Origin of the sequence: Desulfovibrio oxyclinae DSM 11498 (genome assembly GCF_000375485.1) — a bacterium.
Lineage (GTDB): Bacteria > Desulfobacterota > Desulfovibrionia > Desulfovibrionales > Desulfovibrionaceae > Pseudodesulfovibrio > Pseudodesulfovibrio oxyclinae.
Genome location: NZ_AQXE01000013.1, coordinates 1 through 3899 on the forward strand (window position 1 = coordinate 1; position 3899 = coordinate 3899).

A 3899-nucleotide genomic window follows, 5' to 3' on the forward strand; every position below is an offset into this window, starting at 1 on the left:
AGTTCCGAAGCAACATCGTCGTCGAGATCGAAAACGCTTTCATCTTCTGCGACGAGTTCCAGCATCAAGTCGGCATCGATGTCGGAAACACACCTTTCGTCGTCGATCACTGCCAGCACCAGGGCTTCAACGTCTTCGGCGTGATCGGAATAAAAAGCCAGGTGACGGAAGTCGTCGGCGCTGAGGTGGCGCCCGAGGCTCATTTCAAAAACCGTTTCGCCGTGCGATTCTGCAACTTCCCGTTCCGGGCTTGCGAAGATGCCGCCGAAGCGGTTGTCAAATTCGGAGGAAAATCGACCGTAGCCGAGGATGCTCTCGGGAACGCTGCCGTTGGTTCCGGAAAAGACGGTCTCGGTGCTGATTTCGTATTCGTTGGCGATGGTGGTCATTTTGTTTCCCCCTTTGTTGACAGGTAATAGCACTAGTGCTATTACCTGTCAACCTATTTCTGCAAAAACCTGAAAAGAACAGACAAAAAAAGCCCCCGACCGCAACAGCGCGGCCGGGGGCTTTTGCTTTTATCTGACTCCGACATCAGGGTTCGGGATATTCAACCACCAGCGCCTCAATCGCGTTGTAGTCTCCGGCGGCCATGGCCGCCTTGAGCTGCTCCTCGGCGGCCTGCTGAGTGCCGAGGATCTCGGCGCACACCAGCTCGAAGGCCTCAACGTTGGCCAGCACCTTGTCGCGCATCTGTGCGAGCGTGATGCCGCGNTTGGCGGCAATGCCGGACAGGACCGGCGCCGGGGCGGTCGAGTCGGCCAGCAGGGCCTGCGCTTCGGCCTCCTGCTTGGGCCAGCTGTCAATCTCCGCGCGGCTGTACTCCACGGTAGCCGCATCCATGGCCGCGTCTGCCCCGGCCAGAATTTCGCGGCGCTTGCGCTCGGCGGCGTCATCCAGCCGCGCCGCCTCGTCCACCACGGCCTCCACGATCTGCTCGCGCAGGATCAGGTCATCGCCTAGACGCCACTCGGTGACGTAGCTGGTGAACGGTTCGCGCCGCAGCGGCCGCGCCTCGTTGTAGCCGAGCGCCGCGCGCTCCTCGCGGGTCAGTTCCGCGAAACGGCGGACGCTGTCGCCCTGCACCACCTGCGCGGGAGCGGCCTGCCGAAAGGTGTTGTCCGGGTATCTCCACATGATGAAACCTCCTAGAATGCGTTGGAATATTTGAAGGGCTGCGCCGCCCAGGCGATGCCGAGGATGGTGTCGCCATTGCCGTTGATCAGCGACGAGGAATTTATGACGTCGAAGCCACCGGAGAAAAACGAAAACAGCCCGGGCGAGCCGAACGCCTGCTCAACCGTGTTGCCCTCAACCCATCGCTCAATATTGTTCCGGCCTCCGTCCATGTCAGAGGAAACGAAAAACCAGTCCTGCGTGGCAGTTGCATTTTTCCCCAGCATGGCCAGGGGCAGAAAACCCAGATTTGCTCTCGGCCCTGCGTTGGAGCCGTTGCCCTCAAAGCTGAACACCTCCGAAAAACCGGGGACGGANCGGAAAACGTAGGCGATATAGGTTTCGGCGGGGGCGTTCACGGTGCTGTTGTTCCCAACGGTGAAGGCNAGGGAATTCGGCTNGACGTCCCCCCATATTTCCGAGTTGGCCACCGCAGCACTCACCTGATGCGGCTGGATGAAGTGCGTTGCCCCGAGGGCTTTGTGATAGGCAACCCAGCCATTCGTCGAAGTGAGCGCCTTGACCATGATGAACTCGGGCGTGCCGCCGCAGTCGTGAGCGATCTGTCTGCCGGACACGCCGTCCCCGACCCAGGTCACGATGTCGAATCCAAACTCCGGCCCGCGCTGCAGGAAGAAGTCGAGATACTGTCCGCCAAGGGCGTTGTCGTTGCTGCCATCCCCCACGGTGTAGCCGTCTTCGAAGAATTCGCGGATCCCGTTTGTAGGATTGGCTTCGGCCCCGTTGCTGTTTGTCGCAATGGACCGCCCGGCACCGCGCACCGTGTCGAACAGCATCCAGGTTCCATCAGCGTCCAGCCGCTTCATGAAAACCAGATCGGGCCGCGCCGCAAGTCCGGATACGGTGGCCTGCACTCCGGTCCCCTCGCGTGCGAGGATGCCGACACCGTCGCCCGGAGCACGATGCGCCGGCTCTTCGAGGTTGGCCGCGCAAAGCGGTTTGAAGCCCACCGGGGGAGCGTAGGCGAACGGCTTCGCCCCGAAGTTCGCGGTCAGGGTGTGGGGCTGATTGCCCTGAATCGGGCGGCTCGGATCTTCAAGCGGGGTGAACGGGAAGACTCCCTGCGACACGCCGTTCTTGAAAAGCTCGACCTCGCAGATATCCCTGTCTACAGCCAGCCCCAGCAGGTCGCCGGAAGCGAAACCGGCGATCGGCCCGCCGTTGGTGAGCGTGCCGTCGCTGTTCCAGGCAAAGCCATACACCCCGACAAAGTTCTGCACATCCGTGACGGTGGTGTACTCAATCTCCCAGTAGTACCTTCCCTCGCTGAATCCGATGGTGCCTGTCGTGCGGTCATCGCTGGTAGCGCTGCATGTCTGCGTGAGGTTGCCGTTGCTGAGGGTGACGTTTCCCTGCGGGCCACCAAGCACGTACCGCTGGAGAACACAGCAGTTGTTCGTCGGCGTGTCCGCAGTCTGCTGCGGAGATCCGACCGGAGAAAACGGGTTGCCGTTGCCCGAGACGTCCGCGCCCAGATCAGCGCCGTCCGCGAAGTCCAGGGCAAACGCATTGTTGACCGGGGTAGCCGGGGCAGCATCGGCCGTGGGGGCTGCGTCCCCGGCAGTGCCTACGCCGAAGGTGTCCACGCGCTGGGTGCCGTTGTAGTAGTAGAGTCCCACGCGCCCGGCTGGCAGCACGTTGAGCGGCGTCGCGTCCAGTATGTCCCAGCCTGCGGGCTCGGATTCGCCGGCCCCCCACGCCTTGACGCTGACCTTGCCGCCGCTGTAGCGGGCGCGAATCCAGTTCCAGCCGCCGTCCACAAGTGCACCAGCTGACACAACGCCCGCGTTGATGGTCCCGGAGCCGTTGGATACGTACTGACCGATCCCCACCTCGCCGCTGGCGGGCGTCACGTCGAAGCGGTAGCCCGTGACGTCGGACACCGCCGCGAGAATCACTGACTGCGTCTCGCCGGCAGCGCCCTTGACGCGCGCCACGACCTCGACGTCGTCCGTGCTGGAGACCGTGTTGAGATACCACGCGGATCGGTCGTAACTCACCGAGCTCTCGACCGCGCTGCCGTCCTCGCCGTCGCTCACGAGGGAAAGGCTCATGGTGCCGAAGAGATCGGTCCAGTCGGCAAGAGTGTCGCAATGATTGAGTTGAGTGCCCACGCTACCTCCTCGGGACCCAAAGCCCGGAAACTTGAGTGGAAAATTCGCCGAACGCCGTCGGCGCAAGGACCTCCTGCGCGAAATGCACGNTCGCCACGTAGCAGTCGCCGCCGGAGCCGATCCGGTGTTCCACGGCCTTGCCCACGTAGCTGACGTGCGCGGACGTATCCAGCTCGCCGACCAGCGCGCCGTTGACGTGCATCCGCATTTATCTCTCTTCGCCACGTAGCAGTCGCCGCCGGAGCCGATCCGGTGNTCCACGGCNTTGCCCACGTAGCTGACGTGCGCGGACGTATCCAGCTCGCCGACCAGCGCGCCGTTGACGTGCATCCGCATGTATCCCGCGTCGCTGCACGACAGGCAGACGTCGTACCAGCCGGTCTGATCGACGAACAATCCNGCGGAGGCGAGCTGGTAGCTGANGGCGCCGCCGGTCTCGCTNTNGATGANCAGNTNGCCGCCGCTGTCGCGATACAGCCGGGTGCGGTTGCTGGCATCCTGAGCCGCCTCNANGATGGTCACCGCCCCGGATGCGGCAAACTTGAGCAGCGCGCGAAAGGTCCACGGCCCGCTCCAGTCCTCGNNNCC

1 protein-coding gene and 1 pseudogene (1 of these 2 running past the window's edge) are annotated in these 3899 nt (G+C 63.1%); both read right to left on the reverse strand.

Annotated features, from left to right (window positions below; all coding sequences use genetic code 11):
- The coding region (locus B149_RS0113440; RefSeq protein ID WP_018125688.1) for a hypothetical protein at nucleotides 1-389 on the reverse strand (389 nt) is incomplete at its 3' end.
- 759 nt (nucleotides 390-1148) lie between these two features.
- A pseudogene (locus tag B149_RS0113455) lies at nucleotides 1149-3899 on the reverse strand (DUF7483 domain-containing protein) (it continues 264 nt past the right edge of the window).